We start from the raw sequence: 21,895 nt of genomic DNA on the forward strand, positions 1-21,895 counted from the left end.
GTGACGAACCGGTTGAAGGCAATCAATGAGTGCCCTGTTGGCACGGATCTGGATTCGGCCATCAACTGGCCCTCCACACGGTCTGTCCGGGCACGGTATCGGTGGTAGGTATCCGCATCGTCCGGGGACCGGGGGCAGGTCAGGGCAACAGATGCCTAACTTAGCGGAATGACCGCGAACCGCTGGGATGTCGAACCCGCCAATACCCTGGGAACCTGGCTCGCTGCACATCACTGGGAATGGTTTCCTGGCCGGCCCCAGGGGACCCTCCTCCGCCGAACCGGCCGGGACCGGGGGTGAGGCGGCGCAGCCGCTGGGACCGCTACACATCAGCCGCCGTCTCTCAGTCCTCCGCAGGTGGCCCGCCCGGCCTGACCGGCCCGCACCTGTCGGCGCCGCCGCGGCCCGGCTCAGATCAGGCTCACCAACCAGGTTCGCGCCCCCACGAGCTGGCAGCTTCGCCGACAGTCTTAGGGCTCACACGGGCAGGGATGGAACGTACCGGCGGTCTAGCTGAACGGTTGCTTGGTTCTTCCGGGCCGCTGCCGACACCCTTGACCGAGCTTCGCCTCGTGCCGGTCGCCGCGGCCGCGTGGGCCACCGCTGCGGCAGCCATCCGCCTGCCGGCACCAACTGTCTTCCTCGCAGCAGGCGCCGGGGCAGCCTTGCTGCTGGTGCTCGGGACTGCGATCTTTTTCCGGCGCAGCGGTGCGGTGCGAAGCGTGGCAGCCGCGTGCCTTGCACCGCTGGCGGTCGTCGTGCTGGTTGCTGCCGCCGCTGGAACATCCCTCCTGCACCGCACCGGCGGCCCGATCGACGACGCGATTGCCGGGCAAGCTGTCATCTCGGGAGAGTTTCGTGCCGCGGGGGATGCCCGGGCGGGGACGCCGGACCGCTTTAGCGGCGAGCCGCGCTACCTGGTGTCCGCACGGCTGGAGAGTTTCACCCTGGATGGCACCCGCTCGACTGCCCAGGCGCCAGTGCTGGTCATTGGAAGCAACGCGTATGCGCACATACGGCTCGGCGACAGTTTCACCACCTCCGGCACGCTTTCAGCCACCGGTGCAGGCGATCCGGCCGCAGCGGTGCTCCGGGCCGGCCGAGCGCCGGCCGTGATCCGTGCCGCGGGTCTCTATGGAACGGCGACGGCCCTCCGCACAAACTTCACGGAACAATCCAAAGAGCTGGGACGTACGGATGCCTCGGGCCTGCTGCCCGGGATGGTACTGGGAGACCGGGCAGCACTTGCAGACGATCTTGCAACCGCCATGAAGGACACCGGGCTGACACACCTCACGGCTGTGTCAGGGGCCAACTGCAGCTATCTGCTGGCCTTCGTCGTCCTGGCCGCGCGGGTGCTGCGGCTGCCGAGGTTCTGGGCGGCGGCAGCAGGTCTTATGGTCCTGGCCGCCTTCGTCCTGGTGGTGCGTCCGGACCCCAGCGTCCTGCGCGCCGCGGTGATGGGATCCATCGGAACGGCAGCGGTGCTGACCGGGCGGGGCAAGGTTCCGGCCTCCCTGCTCTGCCTGTGCATAACGGTTCTCCTGGTCATTGATCCGTGGCTCAGCGGGAGTTACGCCTTCATACTCTCGGTGTGCGCCACCTCCGGGCTCATTGTGCTGGGACCAAGGTTCGCAGCGGCGCTCGAACGGGTACTGCCGCAGCCGCTGGCAGTGCTCACGGCCGTGCCATTGGCGGCCCAGGTTGCCTGCGCACCGGTCCTGATTCTGCTGCAGCCCGATGTGCCGCTGTATTCGGTGCCCGCCAATATCGCAGCTGCGCCGGTGGTGCCGATGATCACCATCTTGGGCATGGCAGCTGTCGTCCTGGCCTCCGTGTTTCCGGCGCTGGCCATCGTTCCGCTGTGGGCAGCCGGTGCCGGCGCAGGCTGGGTGGCGCTGGTCGCGCGCTTCTTCGCCGGCGCGCCCGGTGCGCTGCTGCCATGGCTGCCCGGGGCTGTGGGGGCTGCACTGATGGCCGTAGCCAGTGCAGCCGTGGTGGGAGGCAGCCTGCTGATCGGCAGGAGCCAGGTGGGGGACCCGGCCGGTGAACCGGCGGTGCGTACTGGCCGCGGGACCTGGAGCAGACGCTGGCTGACTGCCGGGGCCGTTGTGCTGTTGGCCGTGACAGCGTTCCTCTGGTGGCGGCCCGGTGCGCGGGCCCCCGCGGCCGGAGACTGGGCTGCGGCGGCCTGCGACGTGGGGCAGGGCGACGCAATGGTGATCAGGACCGGTCCCGCCGCGGCGGTCGTCATCGACGCCGGGCCCGAACCCAAAGCGATGGACAGCTGCCTTGATGACCTCCGGATCGATACCGTGGACCTCCTCGTCATCAGCCACGTCCACGCCGATCACTACGCCGGCGCTGATGCAGCGGGGGATGGCCGGCACGTTCACGGCCTGGCCTTTTCCTCAGCAGAAACGGAGCTGCCCCGGGAGATCGCCGGGCTGGCGGCTGGTCTGGGCCTGGAGCCGCAGCGGCTTTTCCGCGGGATGCACGGCGAAAGCGGAGCCGTGCGGTGGCAGGTCCTCTGGCCACCAGCCAGCGGCACACTGGCCGGCGCCGGCTCCGGTGCCGGCGCCGGTGACCAGAACGGCGCAGGAATGCTCCCGGGAACGATCACGAACGAGAACGATGCCAGTGCTGTGCTGCTGCTCCAGACCGCGGGCCTGACCTTTCTCTTTACGGGAGACATCGAAGCGGACGCCGCGGTCCGCCTGCTGCAGACCACGCCAGCACTGCGGGAGACGCGGATCGATGTCCTGAAAGTCGCACATCACGGCGCCCGCAACGGCGGCGCAGCACTGCCGGCTGCCGTCCGGCCCAAGCTGGCGCTCATCTCGGTGGGAGCCGAAAACACCTACGGGCATCCGTCCCTCGACACCTTGGATGCCCTGGAAGCGGCCGGTGCGCAGGTTGCCCGCACTGATCTGCTGGGAACCTTCACCCTGCGGACCGACGGTAACCGCTTGATCGTTGAACGGCTGCTGGGCGGTGGGTAGCCGAAGTGGAGGGTGGCGGTGGGCACGCCGAAACAAGCAAAAGGATGCTGCTCAGGACCTCCGCCGCCACCGGAGCGTAGCGACCGCCACCCCGGCCAGGGCCAGGGCTCCGCCGAACAATGCCGCGGCCGGCGGCACTTCGCCCAGCAGCAGCCAGGACAGCAGCACAACCACGGCCGGTACGGCGTAAGTCGACGCAGCGGTGCGCCCGGCGCTGGACCGGGAAAGAACGTAGCCCCACGTCGTGAAGGCGATCGCCGTCGGGAATATGCCCAGGTACACGACAGCGAGGGTGGAGGACAGCGGAGCACTGCCAAGCGCCTGCAGCAGCTGCGGCGTGAACGGCAGGCAGGCGATCGTTCCGGCGAGGCAGCCGATCCAGGTCATGGTGGGAGCATCCACCTGCCGCAGGAGGCTTTTCTGCAGTGTCGCCGCGCTTCCGTAGAGAACGGCGGCCACCAGCCCCAGGATCACGCCAAGGGAATCGAACTTTCCCGTGGACGTCGACACCGCGATGAACAGGACGCCGATGAGCGCGATGAACATCCCGGTGATCAGCCGCCGCGGAAAACCCTCACCCAGGAACAAACCGGCAAGGACGGCAACGATCATCGGCGCCAGATTGACCAGTAGGGCGGCGGTTCCGGCATCAATGTGCTGCTCGGCAGCATTCAGCGCCACGTTGTAGGCCCCGAACCAGGCCACGCCCCAAATAAGAATGAGCGCCAGGAGCCGGCCCCGCGGAAAACGCGTACCCGGCGCCGCTGCCTGCGGCGTGGAGCGCCTGCGGCCCAGCGCCCGGGTTGCGGGAAGCATCAGTGCCAGGGTTAGGGTTCCCACGGCGATCCGGCCCAGGGTCAGGGCACCGGGGGAATAATCGGCGGCGGCAGCCCGGATACCGACGAAGGCTGAGGCCCAGAGAACCACGGTCACCGCGATGGCCGCCCACACGAGCCTCCCACTGCCGGCCTTGTCCCTGGTGGTGGCGGAGGGAGGCGCTGGTGTCATGGAAGAATCATCGCCGGTCATGGGAGGGGGCGCCAACTTCAGTCCTGATGTGTCCTGGCCGGCAGCAGCGTCCCCCGGCAGGATGTGGCTGAAACGACCGCCGGGGGAGTTGGCCCCAGGCGCGCCGCGTGGCAATGTTGGGAGTGATCGATCCCAACCCGAGCCCAGGAGCAGCACACCCGTGAATCCGGCCGTACCTAAGAAGTCTTCCGCGAAGCCGGCGGCCGGAACGATCTCCTGGCGGGAGGTGCAGCCGGCGCCCGTGGTGCTGCTGACCGGGCCGGAGGAATACCTTGCCGGGCGGGCTATGGAAAGCATCCGCAGGCAGAGCCGCAGCGCGGCGCCGGACACTGAAGTCATCCGGATCGATGCCGCCGCCTATACGGCCGGAGAGCTGACGCTCATCGCCAGCCCATCGCTGTTTGGTGAAGCCAAGCTCATCGAGGTGGCCAACCTGGCTCACATGAGCGAGGACTTCCTTCTTGACACCCTGGCCTATCTCCGGGATCCGGCACCCGAGACGGTGCTGGTCCTGCACCATTCCGGCGGTAACCGCGGCAAGAAACTCCTTGAGGCGGTGAAGGCGGCGAAGGCGCCGGTGGTGGACTGCCAGCCCTTCAAGAAGGACGCTGACAAGATCGACTTTGTGACCCAGGAATTCCGGTCGGCGAAGCGCAGGATCGACAGCGGTGCCGTCCGGGCGCTGGTCAGCGCCGTCGGTTCAAGCCTGTCCGAACTGGCGGCTGCCTGCCAGCAGCTGATGAACGATTCCAGTGGGGCAATCACCGAGGAAACCGTCGAGAAGTACTATGGCGGCCGGGTGGAAGCCACCGCCTTCAAGGTGGCCGACGCCGCGCTGGCCGGACGTGCCGGTGCCGCCCTGTCCATGCTGCGCCACGCCCTGGCCACCGGGGTTGATCCGGTACCGCTGGTGGCTGCGCTGGCAATGAAGGTCCGGGCCGTGGCACGGGTCGCTGACCTCCGGGGATCCTCTGCGTCCCTGGCCAAGGACCTGGGCATGGCTCCCTGGCAGGTTGACCAGGCCCGCCGAGACGCCCAGCGTTTCTCCTCCGAGTCCCTGGTCAAAGCGGTCCAGGTCCTCGCCGAAGCCGATGCCCAGGTCAAGGGTGCCGGGCGGGACCCGGTCTACGCCGTTGAGCGCGCCGTCACCGTGATCGCCCTGGCCGCTTCCGGCCGCTGACCGGCCCCGGAGAACAAGAAGATCAGCAGACAGGACGACATGGCCCGGAAAACTCTCCATCCTCCGCGGATCAGCGGCATCACGCTCCCGGCCCTGGTCCAGGGAGACCCGGAACGCCTGCGGGCCCACGGACAGTACGACGGCGAGAGCTACTCGGATGCCGATCTCACCGGCCAGCTTCTGGACGGAATCTCCTTCAGCGAATGCGAACTGATCGGTGCGGACGCCCACGAGGCCAGTCTCCGCAACGCACGCTTCCTGGATACGAAAGTGGAGCGGCTCAACGCTCCGGTCCTCACAGCACCCGGACTGGTTCTCCGCGATGTCTCGATCGGAGCGTCACGGATCGGCTCTGCCGAGGCCTTTTCGGCGGAGTGGAATGCCGTGAGCATTGACGGCAGCAAGCTGGACTTCCTCAACCTGCGGGGATCGGCACTCCGGGACGTTTCGTTCAGCGACTGCGTTATTGGTGAGCTGGACCTCGGCGGAGCCAGGCTCACCCGGGCATCCTTTTCCAACACCCGGATCGACTCACTGCTCCTCGATCAGGCCGTCCTGGAACACGTGGACCTGCGCGGCGCGTCCATCCGCGGGATCTCCGGAATCGGATCGCTCCGAGGGGCAACGCTGAGCTCCCTCCAGCTGGGTGAGTTCTCCGGCGCGCTGGCAAGCCATCTCGGGATCAGCATCCGGGACTAAACAATCCAAGCACGGGCTGGGGCAGCGAACCGGCGGGGTCCTACCCAGCGTCCTTGGCGGAAAGAACCTGGAACTGGACGCTGGCTGAGCCCTCAGCCCGCGTGAAGGTGACGGTCCAGCAACCTGGCGCGTCGAAGACCACACCGGAACCGTACTCCTCTCCGGGACGGTCATAGTTGCTGCCGTAGTGGAGCCGTGGTCCCCAATCCAGGGCGTCGGCCTCCGCCGACGGGCCGGTCACTGTCATCACCGGATCCCCCGTGCCGGTGACCCGCCAAATGATCTTTTTGGTCTCCCCAGAAGCCGACAAAGGGTCGGGGTCCTGCAGTTCTCCGAACAGGGTAAGCCCCTGAGCGGAGGTGCCGACCACTTCGACCAGGCCGGAGGAGTCCAGAATCTCGGAGGGTGCAGGACATGTCTTCGAGAGCACAGGGACGGTTGGGTGGATAGGGTTCCCTCCGCCGGGCGTGCAGGCAGACAGCGGGAGTGCTGCGAGGAGTATCGCCGCCGCCAGTCCTTTCGGCAGGCGGACAGGACAATGCCGATGATGTGACGGGGGCTCTATCGTCAGACCGGGCATGCAGGCATCCTGCCACACCGTACGGAGGCCCGCACCCGGACATTCCGGGCCCGAGGATCAGGGCTGTTCAGCCGCGAGGAGCCCGAGCAGCTCAAGCTCCTCTTCCCGGCTGAGTCCGGATCTGCGCGGCCGGTCCAGCCCGCGCTCCCGTTCATCCATCAGGACCCGGTCCACGGTGTCGCCGAGGGCAGACACTTCGCCGCCGGCGGCGTGGAAGGCGGCATTGTTCCGCTGGGCAAATCCGGCGTCCACCGCGGGAAGCCACAGGGGCAGCGACCGGGGACCGGCCCAGTAGCGGACGTCCTTTCCCAGCAGCGAGTTCTCCGGGGCACTGACCAGCTTACCGTCAAAACCGGCAGCATCGGCGGCCCGGGTCAGGACTTCCCGGAGGGGATAGCTGTCTCCGGTGGCATTGAACACACCGGTCCGTCCGTCAGCGCCCGCGGCCACCAGCCAGGATGCCAGGTCAGCTGCCTCGAGGACCTGGACGTAGCGCCCGTCGAGCTCCGGCACCAGAACAGGTCCGCTCCCGGCCAGGGCGAATCGGGCGGGCCAGTAGCCAAACCGGTCGCTGATGTCACCCGGACCCGCCAGCAGCCCAGGCCGGACGATCAGCAGCCGATCGCCGAGAATATCCGAGCTCATGCGTTCCGCGGCAGCTTTTGCTCCTGCGTAATCCTCTGCGCCTACCGACTCGACCAGGGCCGCGGACTCGTCCGCATCCGGTGTTGAGTCGCCGGCATAAACCGAGACTGAGGAAATCAGTGTCCAGTGCGCCGCCGTCGGACCGACCGCCTCCAGTGCGCCGGAGACCAATGTTGCCTCATACCCCAGTTCGATCACTTCATCCCAGGGCTGTCCCTCGACGGCGGCATAGGCATCCGGGAGGAGCCGGTCACTTCGGATGAAGGTGGCACCTTCGGGCACCTGGCCGGACTCGCCCCGCGCCAGGCAGGTGACGGCATCGCCGCGGTCCAGCAACGCTCCGGCGATTTCGCGGCCAAGCCAGGCGGTCCCGCCAAGAATGAGTACTCTGCGCATGGTGCCAGTAAAGCATCATGCCGGCACCGTGATGCAGGCAGCCGATAAAGCGCGTTAAAAGCGGCATGGCCGGTCCCGAAGGACCGGCCATGCCGGGTAAGACTAAAGCCGCAACGCTTAGAGTGCGTTGACCTTCTTGGAGATGGCCGACTTGCGGTTAGCAGCGTTGTTCTTGTGGATAACGCCCTTGCTGACAGCCTTGTCCAGCTTGCGGGTCGCAGCCTGCAGCGCTGCCTGAGCGGCATCCTTGTCAGCTGAGGTGACAGCGGTATCCACGTTGCGGATAAGCGTCTTCAGCTCGGACTTCACCGAGTTGTTGCGCTGGCGCGCCTTCTCGTTGGTGAGGATGCGCTTCTTCTGGGACTTAATATTGGCCACTTATAAACTCTCTTTGTATTGCGGACTTGGTCGGTGAGGGAATTTCAGACCAGACATTGACTGAGCGGCGTGGGGATACCGTAATGGCGCCCGGCCTGAAGTGCCCGTCGACCTGCGCGGACACACAGCAATAAATGTTAGCAGAACTTTGGTCCGGATGTGTGATCCGGCGGCACGCGGAAGCCGTGGCCGCTATTCCCAGCCGGAACGGGCGGCCAGGCGTGCCGCCACTTTCTCAAAGACCGCACGGCCAACGACGGCGCCCTCCCGCCGCACCGAGCCGGGGTCCAGCTGCAGGACCCGGTCCAGCTTTACTTCACTGGGCCGTCCCTTGCTGTCCCAGGCGCCGGTGCCGATGTCGACATAGTCCGGATCGGCACCGAAGGCATTGTTACGGTCCCGGGAGGTGAGCATCAGCCCCAGCAGGTTCCGTCCGGAACGGCCGATCAGCAGGACCGGACGGTCCTTGCCTTGGGCTGGATCCTCCTCATACGGTACCCAGGCCCACACCACTTCGCCGGGATCCGGAGAGCCGTCAGGCTGCGGGGCATACACCGGCGAGACCGGGCCCCTGTAGTCACCGGCGTAGTGCCGGCTTCCGCGGGAAGCGCCGGAAGGCAGCGGTGCTGCCGGGGGAGAGGTCCGGGGGCCGGTGCGGGCAGGACCAGTTGGCCGGGACGGCCCGGCCGGTCCCGGGGAGAGGGAACGGGCTGCACGCAGCACCGTCCGGGCAAGTCCGATCAGGTTCCGGGAAGAAAACGCCATAGATGCATCTTAGGGCGGGCTTCGACGCCCTGCCGGGACCGCCGGAGTTCGGGTCCGGCGGGGTAAACGTGGGAGACTGTTAATTTAGAAAACCCATCTTTTCCACCAACCCCTGCGCGCAGGTCCACACCCGCCCGGACAGCTAACGGCCCACAGCACAACAGCCGCCGGCTGACGGCCCGGAAGCGGACACGGCGCAAACAGCAAAGGAACCGCCACAGTGTCACCCATGGCCCGCTTCTCACCGGTGCCTGCCGCGACGGATCCGGCGATCATCAGAAACTTCTGCATCATCGCCCACATCGACCACGGCAAGTCCACCCTGGCCGACCGCATGCTCCAGTCGACGGGCGTCGTCGAGCACCGGAACATGAAGGCCCAGTACCTGGACCGGATGGATATCGAGCGTGAGCGCGGAATCACCATCAAGTCGCAGGCCGTGCGGATGCCGTGGGAGCTCGACGGCGAGTCCTATGCCCTGAACATGATCGACACCCCGGGTCACGTGGACTTCACCTACGAGGTTTCACGGTCCCTGGCCGCCTGCGAAGGCGCGGTGCTGCTGGTTGACGCAGCCCAGGGCATTGAGGCCCAGACGCTGGCCAACCTCTACCTGGCGATGGAGAACGACCTCACCATCATTCCGGTCCTCAACAAAATCGACCTTCCGGCAGCGCAGCCGGAGAAGTACGCCGAGGAACTGGCGAAGCTGATCGGCGGCGATCCCGCGGACGTCCTGCGGGTCTCCGGCAAGACCGGTGTGGGCGTCGAGGCCCTGCTGGACCAGATTGTCCGCGACATTCCGGCGCCGGTGGGGGATCCCGACGCTCCGGCCCGCGCCATGATCTTCGACTCCGTGTATGACACCTACCGCGGCGTCGTCACCTATGTCCGTGTGGTGGACGGCAAGCTCTCGCCGCGGGAACGCATCCAGATGATGTCCACCCGGGCCAGCCACGAACTCCTCGAAATCGGTGTCAGCTCGCCCGAACCCACCCCGTCCAAGGGGCTGGGCGTCGGCGAGGTTGGCTATCTCATCACCGGTGTGAAGGACGTGCGGCTGTCCAAGGTGGGCGACACCGTCACCAACCTGGCCAAACCCGCATCCGAGTCCCTGCCCGGCTACGCCGATCCCAAGCCCATGGTGTTCTCCGGGCTGTACCCGATCGACGGCGCCGACTACCCGGTGCTGCGCGACGCGCTGGAGAAGCTGATGCTCAACGACGCCGCCCTGGTGTACGAACCCGAGACCTCCGCGGCACTGGGCTTCGGTTTCCGCGTTGGTTTCCTGGGCCTGCTGCACCTGGAAATCACCCGCGAACGGCTCGAGCGCGAATACAACCTGGACCTGATCTCGACTGCCCCCAACGTGGAGTACGAGGTAACGCTGGAGGACAAGAAGGTCGTCACCGTGACCAACCCCAGCGAATACCCCACCGGAAAGATCGCCGAAGTCCGCGAGCCGATGGTGTCCGCCACCATCCTGGCACCGAACGAATTCGTCGGCGCCATCATGGAGCTGTGCCAGACCCGCCGCGGCGTCCTGGGCGGCATGGACTACCTCTCCGAGGACCGGGTGGAAATCCGGTACCGCCTGCCGCTGGCCGAGATCGTCTTCGACTTCTTTGACATCCTCAAGTCCAAAACCCGGGGCTACGCCTCGCTGGACTGGAAGGCCGACGGCGAGCAGGTTGCCGACCTGGTCAAGGTGGACATCCTGCTCCAGGGCGAACAGGTGGACGCGTTCAGCTCCATCACCCACAAGGACAAGGCGTACTCCTACGGAGTGATGATGACCGGCAAGCTCCGCGAACTCATTCCACGGCAGCAGTTCGAGGTGCCGATCCAGGCGGCTATCGGCTCCCGCATCATCGCCCGCGAATCCATCCGCGCCATCCGCAAGGATGTCCTCGCTAAGTGCTACGGCGGCGACATCAGCCGTAAGCGCAAACTGCTGGAAAAGCAGAAGGAAGGCAAGAAGCGCATGAAGATGGTCGGCCGCGTGGAAGTGCCGCAGGAAGCCTTCGTCGCCGCGCTGTCCTCCGATGAGTCCAAGGACAAATCCAAAAAGTGACACCCAGCGCACTGCCCCTCGGAGATCCCGCTCCGAAGGACGGGATCCTTCCGGCCCAGGCCGCCGCCGCGGCGGCCGGGCGCCGGTTTGGCCTCTACGTCCACATTCCGTTCTGCGCCGTCCGCTGCGGCTACTGCGATTTCAACACCTACACCGCCACGGAACTGGGCGGCGGCGCCTCGCAGGTTGAATATGCGGCGACCGCGCAGCAGGAAGTCCGGTTCGCCGCCGGCGCGCTGGAAGCCTCCGGAGTCCCGCACCGCCCCATCGAGACGGTGTTCTTCGGCGGCGGGACACCCACTCTGCTTCCGGCGGAGGACCTCGCCGCAATCCTGGGCACCGCCGTCGAACAGTGGGGGCTGGCCCCGGGCGCTGAGGTGACCACCGAAGCCAATCCCGATTCCGTGACCCCGGAATCGCTGCAGCTGCTCGCTGACGCGGGGTTCACCCGGGTGTCCTTCGGTATGCAGTCTGCCGTTCCGCACGTACTGGCGGTCCTGGACCGCACGCACACACCGTCCCGCGTACCGCAGGCCGTGAAGTGGGCGCGCGACGCCGGCCTGAAAGTGAGCGTGGACCTGATCTACGGCACGCCGGGGGAGTCCCTGGCGGACTGGAAGTACTCGGTCGAGGAAGCGCTCAGCTACGAACCCGACCACATCTCCGCCTACGCGCTGATCATCGAAGACGGCACCAAGCTGGCGGCACGCATCCGCCGCGGCGAAGTGCCCCCGATCGATGACGACGACCACGCGGACAAGTACCTGCTGGCGGAGGAACTGTTCTCGGCTGCCGGTCTCACCTGGTACGAGGTCAGCAACTGGGCACGCACCCCGGCGGACGAATGCCGCCACAACATGGCCTACTGGCGCAGCGACGACTGGTGGGGAATCGGTCCTGGCGCACACTCGCACGTCGGGGGTATCCGCTGGTGGAACGCCAAGCACCCCACTGCGTACGCGGGCCGCATCGCCGCCGGTGAGTCTCCCGCCGTCGGACGCGAAACCCTGGACGCGGACACCCGTTACCTCGAAGACGTGATGCTGCGTGCCCGGCTGGCCGAAGGCATTGCCCGGGACCACCTACGTCCGGAGGGACGCCTGGCCATCGCCGGCCTGATCGCGGACGGGCTTGTCGAGCCGCGGGCAGCCTTCGCGGGCACCGTGGTCCTCACGCTCAAGGGCAGGCTCCTGGCCGACGCCGTGGTGCGAAGGCTGCTGCCCTAGGACAACAAGTGTCTGGCACACGGAAAAGCCCGCCATCATGTGATGGCGGGCTTTTCCGTTGAGCGGCTAGCGGATCCGGCGCAGGTTGAAACGGTAGCGGTACGGGCGGCCGCGGTTGCATTCGATCCCGGCAATCACCGAAGCCACGGCAACGGTGATCCAGAGCAGTGCGTTGATAACGGCGAAGATGCCGCCAACCACCGGGATGAAGGACAGCAGCCAGGCCAGCAGCGCCAGCAGGGTGGGAGGCAGCGTGAAGTTCAGCGCTTCCTTCGATTCCTGGGCGGTGAACGGCCCGCGGTCCTTGAACACCAGGTAGATGATGAGGGAGGGCACAAAGCCGAGGATGCCGCCGAAGTGGGCCATCGTGGCCCACTGCCGGTCCTCGGAAGCGGTCAGGGGAAGGGCGTTGGCAGGGGCACCCTGATAGTCCGGGCGCGCCGGTGAACCCTGGTTCTCCGGTTGTGGCGGATGGTTCTGGCGTGTGTTGGACACGGTTGCATTCCTTAAACTCTCAGATGACGCTGGGTCTGCACCCACGGGTACCTGTTGTTCCATCTAGGGTACTGGGTCCGGCAGCGTGGACATGAACCGGCGGGTCCGCGTGGCGGAAGATGCCCGGAGCGGGCAGCCGCAGCGCTGCCGGGCGCAGCGGGCGGTCAGGGCACGGTGAGGAAATCGATGACTTCCTCCACCCGGCCCAGCAGGGTCGGTTCCAAGTCCGCATAGGTGCGGACCGAGCCCAGCAGTTTCTTCCAGCCCAAAGCGATGTCTGTGTGGTCACGGTGCGGCCAGCCGAGGCCCTTGAGGATGCCGGTCTTCCAATCTTCGTGCCGCGGCACCACGGGCCAGGCCTGGAGGCCGATCACGTGCGGCTTGATGGCCTGCCAGACGTCGACATAGGGATGCCCCACAATCAGTACGTTCCCGGCCGCACCCGGCACTGCCATCGCTTCGGCCGCGATCCTCGACTCCTTGGAGCCTGCCACCAGGTGGTCCACCAGGATGCCGAGCCGGCGTCCGGGGCCGGGCGCGAAGTCCCGGATGGCGGCGGCGAGGTCGTCCACCCCGTGGAGGGGTTCGACGACGATTCCTTCGACCCGCAGGTCATCACCCCAGACCTTTTCCACCAGTTCGGCGTCGTGCTTGCCTTCCACCCAAATCCGGCTGGCCCTGGCGGTGCGGGCGCGCTGGTTCGCGACGGCAACGGATCCCGAAGCGGTCCGCCGGAGAGCCGGAGCTGAGGCCTTAACGGCAGGAACCACTTCCACGGGCTCGCCCTCCAGCAGGAAGCCGAAGCCCAGTTCGAAGGATCTGGTCCGGCCGCGGCCGTCCTCCAGGACCATCAAATGCAGCCCGCCGGACTTTTCCGTGCGGATCACGGCACCAACCCAGCCGGTCTGCACGTCCTCGAGCACCAGGCCCTTTTCTGCGCCAACCTGCCGCAGTGCCTTGCGGGAGGGTGCCGTAAAATCCTGCGGCCCCCACTGGTAATTCGACACGGAATCTTCCTCATTCCTGGATGCGGTGCGCGGCACCGGCGAAGCTGCGGGCACGCGAAGTTCAATGCTAGCAACGCAACCGGAAGGTATTAGACTTAGCACTTGACGGCACTGAGTGCTAACGAGTGCTAACTAGTGCTAACGAGTGCTGACCAGCAAACGCGCAGAGATCTGCCGGAGACAACGAGGGAGGGAAACCAGTGAGCGAACCGCGCCGGCTCGAGGTGCTCCGGGCCATCGTTGAAGACTATGTCCATTCCCGTGAACCCGTTGGCTCCAAAGCACTGGTGGAACGGCACCAGCTGGGGGTCTCCTCAGCGACCATCCGCAACGACATGGCGGTCCTTGAAGAAGAGGGACTGATCGTGGCGCCGCATACCTCGGCGGGGCGGATTCCCACGGACAAGGGCTACCGGCTCTTCGTGGACCAGCTTTCGGATGTGAAGCCGCTTTCCGCTGCAGAGCGCCGGGCGATCCAGACGCTGCTCGAAGGCGCTGACGATATCGACGACATCCTGGACCGGACAGTGCGGCTGCTGGCCCAGCTCACCAACCAGGTGGCAGTGGTCCAGTACCCGCACCTCGGAAATGCCAAGGTGCGGCACATTGAGTTCGTCCTGCTGGCTCCGTCCCAGGTGCTGGTGGTCCTGATCTCCACCACGGGACGCGTTGAGCAGCGGGTGACAACCATTCCTTCTCCCGTCAGTGAACCGTCGCTTCACGAACTGCGCCAGCACTTCCTGCAGGCACTGGCCGGGACCACGCTCACGCGGATTACCAGCCACCTCACGGACGCCCTCGCAACCGTGCCCGTCCAGCTGCGGGGGGTTGCCGGTTCACTCGGCCGCTGCCTGGAACAGCTGGCCGGCATCAACCGGGAAGACCGGATGGTCATGGCCGGAACGGCCAACCTGGCCCGTTCCACGGGCGACTTCCCGCTGACCATTGGTCCCATCCTTGAAGCACTCGAAGAGCAGGTCGTGATGCTGCGCCTGCTCTCGGAGATGGAGCAGGACGCCAGGGGTGTCTCGGTCCGGATTGGATCGGAAAATCCCTACGGCTCACTTTCGGAAGCATCCGTGGTCGCCACTGGGTATGGCCGGGACGCGTCCGCTATGGTAGGAGTCCTCGGTCCCACCCGGATGGACTATCCCAACACCATGTCTGCGGTGCGCGCCGTCGCCCGCTACCTTTCACGGGTCCTGAACAGCTGAGCATCTCAAGACCGGATAGAAGTGGCAGCTGCCGCGGCACTGCCGGTAAGTCAAGTTACCCCCGAGGCGGGGCACGCAATACAGGAAGCGATGTGCACGAGTGAGTGATCACTACCAGGTACTCGGCGTGAGCCGGGATGCCACCGGCGAGGAAATCAAGAAGGCCTACCGCAAGCTTGCCCGCAAGCTGCACCCCGACGTAAACACCGCCCCCGGCGCGGGCGACGAGTTCAAGGCCGTGACCCACGCCTACGAAGTCCTCTCCGATCCGCAGAAGCGGCGCGTCTACGACACAACGGGGCAGGAAAACGGGACCGATAACGGTTATGGCGGCGGCTTCAGCGGCCAGGGCTTCGGGTTCCAGGACATTTTCGATACCTTCTTTGGCGGCGCAGGCGGCGGCAGGGGACCGGCATCCCGGACCCGGCGCGGCCAGGACGCCCTCATCAACGTCCGGATTGACCTCAAGGATGCCGTCTTCGGCACCAACAAGAAGATCGACGTCGAAACCGCCGTCGTCTGCCCCACCTGCGACGGATCCTGCTGCCAGCCCGGCACCTCGCCGCGCACCTGCGACATCTGCCATGGCAGCGGCCAGGTCCAGCGGGCCGTGCGCTCCATTCTCGGCCAGGTCATGACCACCGCGCCCTGCGGTTCCTGCCAGGGCTTCGGCACCGTCATCCCCGATCCCTGCCACGAATGCGCCGGCGAAGGCCGGATCCGCAGCCGCCGCACACTGACCATCAAGGTCCCCGCCGGCGTTGCCACCGGCACCCGCATCCAGCTCAGCGGCCAGGGCGAGGCCGGCACTGCCGGCGGTCCCCAGGGCGACCTGTACGTGGAGATCCGCGTCAACGCGGACCCCGTGTTCGTCCGCGACGGCGACGACCTGCACGCCACACTGACTGTCCCGATGACGGCGGCTGCCCTGGGCACCGTCATCAGCATGGACACCTTCGACGGCGCACGGGAGATCAGCATCAAGGCCGGTACCCAGTCCGGAGAGATCACCACGCTCAAGGGCCTGGGTGTCACGCACCTGCGCGGTTATGGCCGGGGGGACCTGATGGTCCACATCCAGGTCGAAACGCCGCAGAAGCTCGACGCCGAGCAGGAAGAGCTCCTGCGTCAGCTCGCCAGCCTGCGCGGTGAGGAGTTCGCCGAGGGCCGGGTCGGCAGCGGCAGCAGCACGGGCGTTTTCGCCAAGCTCCGCGACCGCCTGGGCAACCACTAATACCGGTGACGAAGCAATGACGAACCCGATCTTTTTCGGTGATCCGGAACAGGTCGCAGCGGCCGTTCCGGGCGGCGTTTTCGCGCTGACCGGGCCGGAGGCCAGGCATGCGGTGGCGGTCAAGCGCCTCGCCCCGGGGGAGGCCGTCGACATTGTCGACGGCGGCGGCCTCCGCCTCCGCGGCACCGTCCGATCCGCCGATGCGGCCCTGCTTGAAGTGGATATCCGGGACATCGAGACCGAACCGGCAGCCGGGCAGGAACTGATCCTGGTCCAGGCCCTGGCCAAGGGGGACCGGGACGAGCAGGCCATCGAGGCGGCCACCGAGCTCGGGGTGGATACCGTCATCCCCTGGCAGTCGGACCGCAGCATCGTCCGTTGGCGCGCGGACAAAGCTGCCAAGGGCCGGGCGAAGTGGCAGGCCGTAGTGACCTCCGCCGCCAAGCAGTCACGGCGGTCGCGCCTGCCCAAGGTCCTGGAAGTCACCGACAGCAAGGCCCTGCTCGGGAAGCTCGCCGGAGTGGACCTGGTGCTGGTTCTCCACGAGGAGGCCGACGCGCCGTTCGCCCAGGTCATCGATTCCATCCGGCGGGATCAAGCCACCGGATCAGTTGATGCGGACCAGCGGCTGTCCATCGCGGTGATTGTTGGTCCTGAGGGCGGGATCAGCCCCGCCGAGCTCGGCGCGCTGCGTGCATCCGGTGCCACAGCGGTCCGGCTTGGCCCGCACGTCCTGCGTTCCTCGAGCGCCGGACCGGCGGCCCTGGTTCTGCTGAACCACCTGCTCGGCCGCTGGTCCTGATCTGCCGCTGGCCCTGATCGGCAACCGGTCCTGATCTGCAACCGGTCCTGGCCGTCGCCGGTCAGTAGACGGTAATCCGCTTAGAATCCTCGTTCGCACCCTCGCCGTGGAAGACCCGCAGGCTGTATTCACCGGGCTCCAGCTTGACCGGAACGTCAAACAGGGCTGTCTCTCCGGCGGATGCGTCCAGGCGGATGGTGCCCGAGGCAACCGGGGTGGTTTCCGGGCGTCCGTTGGTAATCGGCTCCACGCTCCACGAAAGCTGCTCGTCGCGGACTACCGCAGACCCGGAGATGGTCAGCGAGGTCTCGGTGGCCTCGCCCTCCTGGGGGGTGATGATCCAGATGGGAGCGGGCAGGGAAGCATCGCGCACCAGTGGCTGTTCCAGGCTCTCGTGCCCGAACGCCTGGTAGCCGGCCTTTCCGTCCACCAGGACCACAACGCTCGCGCTGAACCCGGCGGTTGTCAGCCCGGCGTTGGCGGCGGCCGCGGTGGCCGTGTAGACCAGCTGCTGGACAGCACGGTGCGCCATGCCGGCATCCAGGGACGCTTTGAATGCATCGGAAGTGATGTCCACCGTGATGACATTCTTGCTGGAAATCGATGCAGTCACGTTCGACGCCGGATGCCAGGGAGTGAAGTAGTCGCCATCCCGCGGGGTTTCGACGGTCATCGCCCTGACGGCTTCACCGATCGGGTCACCCAGATTGTCCGAGGGCAGGAACTCACGGTAAAGCTGCACGTCAGATTCGTTGAGCCCGAGCCAGTAAACCGGCATCACCACTTTGGACGCGGTGGCTTCCGCCGGAGCGGAGACCGCCATGGGGCGTCCCTCCGCGCTGGCGCTTCCGCTGAAGGAATTCGGCATGCTGGTGGTGGGAAGCTCGGCGACGACGCCGCAGCTGCCCAGCATCAGGGGCGCGGCTGCTGCCAGGAGCAACAGGGACATGCGGCGGCCGGGACCGAAATTGCGGTGCGGTGAGATGAACGGTCCCTGCCTTCCTCTGTCTTTGCTGCGGCCCGGAGACCGCGTCTGTGGTGGGGGTTCTGCCGGGGCGGGAACCGGCAGCACGCAATCCAGCTTGGCATACCGCCTGGCCGCAAACCGGGGGCTTAACTGTTCTGCGACGGGACTGAAACCCGATTGAGACCCAGCCGATGCCAAGCCGAGACAATGGGTGTAACAGAGGTCACGAACACCAGCTGGCCGTGCGGCGGCTGCCTGCTTCTGGTAGGCATGCCGGAGGCACAGCCCCTTGGACATCAAGTAACATTAACCAGGGTGTGTGTAAGGCCGGTCAGGCCCTTGCCCACCCGGACTGCAACCCAACTTCCTAAAAGGGGCGATGAGAGGCCGAGGGGCCGTATATATGACCGAATCTTCAGCAGGAATCGGCACTATCCGCGAAGACCAGCAGAAAATCGTCTTCGATTCAACGGAACAGATGGTCCAGTCGCTGGGCGCCAACGATGAAGCACTGAAAATCATTGAGGCTGCTTTCCCCGAGGTGAACCTGCACGTCCGCGGAAACGAACTCTCCGTCACGGGCCCCGCAGCGGCGGTTGACCGGACTGTCCGGCTTATCAGCGAGGTGCGTGTGCTGGCACGCCACCAGACCCGGGTGACCCCCCAGATCCTGGAACAGCTCATCACGATGCTCCGCGATCAGAGCGCCGAGCGTCCGGCTGACGTGCTGACACAGAACATCCTCTCCACCAGGGGACGCACCATCCGGCCGAAGACCCTGAACCAGAAGAACTACGTCGACGCAATCGACAGGAACACTGTGGTCTTCGGGATCGGCCCGGCCGGCACCGGCAAGACCTACCTGGCCATGGCCAAGGCTGTGCAGGCGCTGCAGCAGAAGGAAGTGAACCGGATCATCCTGACCCGGCCCGCCGTCGAAGCAGGGGAGCGGCTCGGCTTCCTGCCCGGCACCCTCAACGACAAGATCGACCCGTACCTGCGCCCGCTCTACGACGCCCTGCACGACATGATGGATCCAGAGTCCATTCCCCGGCTGATGGCCGCCGGCACCATTGAGGTCGCACCGCTGGCGTATATGCGCGGACGCACCCTCAACGACGCCTTCATCATTTTGGACGAGGCACAGAATACGACCCCGGAACAAATGAAGATGTTCCTGACCCGCCTGGGCTTCGGCTCCAAAATGGTGGTCACCGGCGATGTCACCCAGGTCGATCTGCCCGGCAGCACCGTCTCAGGCCTGCGCATTGTCCATGAAATCCTGGACGGCATCGAAGACGTGCAGTTCTCCGAACTGACGGCGACCGACGTCGTCAGGCACCGGCTGGTCAGCGACATCGTGACTGCCTACGGAGAATGGGATGAGCAGCGCCGTACCCGCACCGCTTCACGCGGTGCCGGCCAGGAGAACAAACGATGAGCATTGAAGTAAACAACGAATCCGCTCTGCCCGCGGATGAGGAAGCCCTGGCCCGGCTGGGCCGCTTCCTGCTGGATGCGCTGTACGTCCATCCCGAAGCTGAGCTGTCCATCATCCTGGTGGACGAAGACGCGATCGAGAAGCTCCACATCGAGTGGATGGACCTCCCCGGGCCGACAGACGTTCTGTCCTTCCCGATGGACGAACTGCGTCCCGGGTCTCCGGGCCGGCCGACACCGGCCGGTGTCCTGGGTGACATCGTGCTCTGCCCGCAGGTCGCAGCCCAGCAGGCGGAAACCGCCGGCCACAGCATGGAAGAGGAACTGCTCCTGCTGACCACCCACGGAGTCCTCCATCTGCTCGGCTACGACCACGCCGAGCCGGAGGAGGAAGCCGAAATGTTCGGCCTCCAGCGTCACCTGCTCTCCGACTTCCTGGGCAAGGATGCCCCGAAGGAGACGCGCAGTTGAGCATAGGCATTCTGGTAGTCATGGCCTTGGCCTTTATGGTCCTGGCCGGATTACTCACTGCCGCTGAGGCTGCCTACGGCTACCTGCCCCGCCACGAAGCCGAGGGGCTGCTTAACGGCCGGGCGGGAAAACCGCTGAAAAGGATCCTGCAGCACCCTGTGGCGCACATGCACGCCCTCCGGTTCTGGCGGGTGTGGTTCGAGATGGCCATGGCAGTGTCCGTGGCCATGGCCTTCCAGCTGCTGGTCCAGAACCTCTGGCTGGCCGGCCTGCTGGCGACTGTGACGATGGCCGCCGTGGGCTTCGTGCTCGTCGGTGTCTCACCCCGGCAGATCGGCCGGAAACACGTCACCGGCGTCGTGGTCCTCACCGCCGGGCTGGTCAGTGTCCTGCGCACCGTCCTGGGGCCCATCCCGGGCTGGCTGGTAAAGGTCGGCTCCGCCGTCGCGCCGGGCAGCCACGGCGTGGACGCCGCGTTCTTTACCGAGGAGGAGTTCCGGGAACTGCTGGACCGGGCCTCCGAAGCGGACATGATCGAAAACACCGAGGCAGAGCTGATCCACTCAGTGTTCGAGCTGGGGGACACCAAGGTGCGCTCTGTTATGGTCCCGCGCACCGACATGGTCTGCCTGGAATCGGGTTCCACCCTGGGTCAGGCCATGTCCCTGTTCCTGCGCTCGGGGTACTCCCGCGTGCCGGTCATCCGGGACAGCGCCGACCAGATCCGCGGCATTCTTTATCTCAAGGACGTCGCGGCACAGCTGCACGGCCGGGCAGCGGATGCAGCCACCCAGACGGTGGATGGCCTCTGCCGTCCGGTCCGCTACGTGCCCGAATCCAAGGCCGTCGATGAGCTGCTGCAGGAACTGCAGCGTGAATCAACGCATCTTGCGATCGTGATTGACGAATATGGCGGAACCGCGGGACTGGTCACCCTGGAGGACCTCATTGAGGAAATCGTGGGCGAAATCGTTGACGAATACGACTCCGAACGCCCCGAGATAGAAGACCTGGGCGGGGGCCGCTACCGGATCAGCTCCAAAGCCGGCATCGATGACCTCGGCGAATTGTTCGACACCACCCTCGAGGACGACGAGGTCGACACAGTCGGCGGTCTGCTGGCCAAAGCACTGGGCCGCGTTCCGATTGTCGGCAGCGAAGTGGTTGTCGAAGGAATCGTCCTCCACGCCGAGCGGCTCGAAGGCCGCCGCAACCGGGTTTCCCACGTACTGGCCTGGAAACAAGCCACAGGCGATGAAACCGACACCCACGACGACGCCGAATCCCGCCGCCGTACGAAATCAACAGAATTGGTACCCCGAAATGACTGAGCCCACGTTCCGCGCCGGATTTGTGTCCCTGGTGGGCCGGCCCAACGCCGGCAAGTCCACCCTGACCAACGCCCTGGTAGGCCAGAAAGTGGCCATCACCTCCGCCAAGCCGCAGACCACCCGGCACACCATCCGCGGGATCGTCCACCGGGAGGACTCCCAGCTGATCCTGGTCGACACCCCGGGGCTGCACCGTCCGCGTACCCTGCTGGGCCAGCGGCTCAACGACCTTGTTGCCGACACCCTCGCCGAAGTCGACGCGATTGGATTCTGCCTGCCTGCCAACGAGGCCGTTGGCCCCGGCGACCGCTACATCGCAAACCAGCTCGCAGCACTAAGGCGCAAGCCCGTGATCGCGCTGGTCACCAAGACGGATCTGGTGGACCGCGCCGCACTGGCCAAGCAGCTGATGTCCGTGACCGCGCTGGGTACGGAAGTCCTTGGCGAAACCGGTTGGGCCGACGTCGTACCGGTTTCAGCTGCGGACGGTTTCCAGGTTGATACGGTCGCCGATGTTCTGGCCTCCCACATGCCGGCCTCGCCGCCGCTTTACCCTGACGGTGAGCTCACTGATGAGCCGGAAGCCGTGATGGTCGCCGAACTGGTCCGGGAGGCTGCCCTGGAAGGCGTGCGAGACGAGCTTCCGCATTCCCTGGCCGTGGTCGTGGATGAGATTGTGCCCCGCGAAGGCCGCAGCGAGGACAATCCGCTGCTCGACGTGCGGGTGAACCTCTATGTTGAACGGTCTTCGCAGAAAGCGATTATTATTGGCCGGGGCGGAGCGCGCCTGCGCGAGGTGGGAACCAACGCCCGCCGAGGCATTGAGGCACTGCTGGGCACCCGGGTTTACCTGGACCTGCATGTCAAAATCGCCAAGGACTGGCAGCGTGACCCCAAGCAGCTGGTAAAACTGGGCTTCTAGCACCCGGGCCACCGCCAGCGCACCCCAAGCTTCTTCAC

At 66.1% G+C, this 21,895-nt stretch carries 20 protein-coding genes; 12 read left to right on the plus strand and 8 right to left on the minus strand.

Annotated elements, in window-relative coordinates; genetic code table 11:
• Positions 1–572 precede the first annotated feature (572 nt).
• Entirely contained in the window at positions 573–3,002 is a 2,430-nt protein-coding gene (locus H9638_RS07250; RefSeq protein WP_191746540.1) for a ComEC/Rec2 family competence protein, read from the plus strand.
• Between the two features lie 51 nt (positions 3,003–3,053).
• On the opposite strand, the gene H9638_RS07255 is transcribed toward H9638_RS07250, so the two are convergent.
• Positions 3,054–4,010 (minus strand): DMT family transporter, encoded by a 957-nt coding sequence (locus H9638_RS07255; RefSeq protein ID WP_225217135.1) that lies wholly within the window; start codon positions 4,008–4,010, stop codon positions 3,054–3,056.
• Positions 4,011–4,191: 181 nt separating this feature from the next.
• On the opposite strand from H9638_RS07255, the gene holA reads away from it, so the two are divergent.
• Both holA and H9638_RS07265 read left to right on the plus strand, forming a co-directional pair.
• A complete protein-coding gene (gene holA / locus H9638_RS07260; RefSeq protein ID WP_318241815.1) occupies positions 4,192–5,211 on the plus strand; it encodes a DNA polymerase III subunit delta in 1,020 nt (339 codons plus the stop codon).
• 39 nt (positions 5,212–5,250) lie between these two features.
• Complete coding sequence (locus H9638_RS07265) at positions 5,251–5,910, plus strand: pentapeptide repeat-containing protein (protein ID WP_191746542.1); 660 nt, start codon at positions 5,251–5,253, stop codon at positions 5,908–5,910.
• Between the two features lie 40 nt (positions 5,911–5,950).
• Here the strand turns inward: H9638_RS07265 and H9638_RS07270 are convergent, their stop codons facing one another.
• From H9638_RS07270 to H9638_RS07285, 4 genes are all read right to left on the minus strand, one after another.
• Positions 5,951–6,340, minus strand: a complete 390-nt coding sequence (locus H9638_RS07270; RefSeq protein ID WP_191746543.1) for a hypothetical protein — start codon at positions 6,338–6,340, stop codon at positions 5,951–5,953.
• Between the two features lie 207 nt (positions 6,341–6,547).
• Positions 6,548–7,531, minus strand: a complete 984-nt coding sequence (locus H9638_RS07275; RefSeq protein ID WP_191746544.1) for a Rossmann-fold NAD(P)-binding domain-containing protein — start codon at positions 7,529–7,531, stop codon at positions 6,548–6,550.
• Positions 7,532–7,648: 117 nt separating this feature from the next.
• Positions 7,649–7,909: a 30S ribosomal protein S20 gene (gene rpsT, locus H9638_RS07280; protein ID WP_066297624.1), complete on the minus strand. Its 261-nt coding sequence runs from the start codon at positions 7,907–7,909 to the stop codon at positions 7,649–7,651.
• 192 nt (positions 7,910–8,101) lie between these two features.
• Complete coding sequence (locus H9638_RS07285; protein ID WP_191746545.1) at positions 8,102–8,674, minus strand: type II toxin-antitoxin system PemK/MazF family toxin; 573 nt, start codon at positions 8,672–8,674, stop codon at positions 8,102–8,104.
• A gap of 220 nt (positions 8,675–8,894) precedes the next feature.
• Here H9638_RS07285 and lepA point away from each other — a divergent pair, with 220 nt between their 5' ends.
• Positions 8,895–10,748, plus strand: coding sequence for a translation elongation factor 4 (lepA, locus tag H9638_RS07290; RefSeq protein WP_066297636.1), 1,854 nt, complete (start codon positions 8,895–8,897; stop codon positions 10,746–10,748).
• Positions 10,745–11,974 carry a radical SAM family heme chaperone HemW gene (hemW, locus tag H9638_RS07295; RefSeq protein WP_191746546.1) on the plus strand — a complete coding sequence of 410 codons (1,230 nt, stop codon included), beginning with the start codon at positions 10,745–10,747 and terminating at the stop codon, positions 11,972–11,974. Before lepA ends, hemW begins: the two co-directional genes overlap by 4 nt.
• Positions 11,975–12,040: 66 nt before the next feature.
• Here hemW and H9638_RS07300 read toward each other — a convergent pair whose 3' ends face one another.
• Positions 12,041–12,469: a DUF4870 domain-containing protein gene (locus H9638_RS07300; RefSeq protein WP_066297640.1), complete on the minus strand. Its 429-nt coding sequence runs from the start codon at positions 12,467–12,469 to the stop codon at positions 12,041–12,043.
• 164 nt (positions 12,470–12,633) lie between these two features.
• Positions 12,634–13,476 carry a DUF3097 domain-containing protein gene (locus H9638_RS07305; RefSeq protein WP_191746547.1) on the minus strand — a complete coding sequence of 281 codons (843 nt, stop codon included), beginning with the start codon at positions 13,474–13,476 and terminating at the stop codon, positions 12,634–12,636.
• Positions 13,477–13,676: 200 nt separating this feature from the next.
• On the opposite strand from H9638_RS07305, the gene hrcA reads away from it, so the two are divergent.
• The 3 genes from hrcA to H9638_RS07320 all read left to right on the plus strand — a co-directional run bounded on the left by hrcA (position 13,677) and on the right by H9638_RS07320 (position 16,726).
• Positions 13,677–14,690 (plus strand): heat-inducible transcriptional repressor HrcA, encoded by a 1,014-nt coding sequence (gene hrcA, locus H9638_RS07310; RefSeq protein ID WP_191746548.1) that lies wholly within the window; start codon positions 13,677–13,679, stop codon positions 14,688–14,690.
• Between the two features lie 100 nt (positions 14,691–14,790).
• The gene (gene dnaJ, locus H9638_RS07315) at positions 14,791–15,924 is read left to right on the plus strand and encodes a molecular chaperone DnaJ (protein WP_191746549.1); all 1,134 of its coding nucleotides are present in this window, start codon (positions 14,791–14,793) and stop codon (positions 15,922–15,924) included.
• Positions 15,925–15,940: 16 nt separating this feature from the next.
• Entirely contained in the window at positions 15,941–16,726 is a 786-nt protein-coding gene (locus H9638_RS07320; RefSeq protein WP_191746550.1) for a 16S rRNA (uracil(1498)-N(3))-methyltransferase, read from the plus strand.
• A 61-nt stretch (positions 16,727–16,787) separates the two neighbouring features.
• Here H9638_RS07320 and H9638_RS07325 read toward each other — a convergent pair whose 3' ends face one another.
• A complete protein-coding gene (locus H9638_RS07325) occupies positions 16,788–17,675 on the minus strand; it encodes a GerMN domain-containing protein (RefSeq protein ID WP_191746551.1) in 888 nt (295 codons plus the stop codon).
• Positions 17,676–18,096: 421 nt separating this feature from the next.
• On the opposite strand from H9638_RS07325, the gene H9638_RS07330 reads away from it, so the two are divergent.
• Genes H9638_RS07330 through era form a run of 4 tightly spaced genes read left to right on the plus strand, consistent with a single transcriptional unit; the run spans position 18,097 to position 21,857 of the window.
• A complete protein-coding gene (locus H9638_RS07330; protein ID WP_225217137.1) occupies positions 18,097–19,134 on the plus strand; it encodes a PhoH family protein in 1,038 nt (345 codons plus the stop codon).
• Positions 19,131–19,604: an rRNA maturation RNase YbeY gene (gene ybeY / locus H9638_RS07335; RefSeq protein ID WP_191746553.1), complete on the plus strand. Its 474-nt coding sequence runs from the start codon at positions 19,131–19,133 to the stop codon at positions 19,602–19,604. Before H9638_RS07330 ends, ybeY begins: the two co-directional genes overlap by 4 nt.
• A 20-nt stretch (positions 19,605–19,624) precedes the next feature.
• The gene (locus tag H9638_RS07340) at positions 19,625–20,935 is read left to right on the plus strand and encodes a hemolysin family protein (protein ID WP_404799651.1); all 1,311 of its coding nucleotides are present in this window, start codon (positions 19,625–19,627) and stop codon (positions 20,933–20,935) included.
• Positions 20,928–21,857 (plus strand): GTPase Era, encoded by a 930-nt coding sequence (gene era / locus H9638_RS07345; RefSeq protein ID WP_191746555.1) that lies wholly within the window; start codon positions 20,928–20,930, stop codon positions 21,855–21,857. Before H9638_RS07340 ends, era begins: the two co-directional genes overlap by 8 nt.
• Positions 21,858–21,895 lie beyond the last annotated feature (38 nt).

This window comes from Arthrobacter pullicola (assembly GCF_014836875.1).
Classification (GTDB): Bacteria; Actinomycetota; Actinomycetes; order Actinomycetales; family Micrococcaceae; genus Arthrobacter_B; species Arthrobacter_B pullicola.